Origin of the sequence: Staphylococcus cohnii subsp. cohnii, from assembly GCF_002902365.1 — a bacterium.
GTDB lineage: Bacteria > Bacillota > Bacilli > Staphylococcales > Staphylococcaceae > Staphylococcus > Staphylococcus cohnii.
The window spans coordinates 1-468 of the sequence record NZ_PPQC01000051.1 but is presented as its reverse complement, the minus strand read 5'-3'; positions in this window follow the sequence as shown (position 1 = coordinate 468).

The window sequence follows — 468 nt, the reverse complement described above, 5'->3', positions numbered from 1 at the left end:
CGCTTAGTAACTCGTTTGTGCTTCTCATATTGTTGTTACTTATCATCTAATATAATAATAATTAATATTTATTTTTATTATTTCAGAATCTTAATTTAGTTTTCGATTTACTTTTTAAATTTATTCTCACAAACTTTTTTGTAATTCAAATCTCAATTTACTTTTGTCTTTAACATTTGCTTTTGATTTGATGAATGAACTTCAAAATTGAACTTCACAATTGAATCAAAAATAGAAATCATTTATCTTCTGAACACAATCAACAATGAAACTAAACAGAAGATCATTAACAAACAATTAATGTTAGTTAAATAAGAACAAATGATTTAAGTTAATTGATTGAATCATTTTAAATTATAATTTGTTTCTTCTCTTTTATTGTCAATGAACAATCACAACAAACAAATGAAACTCTTTACACAATGAGTTTGATTACTTAATGTAATGACCTTATAAACTCTGTGTTCA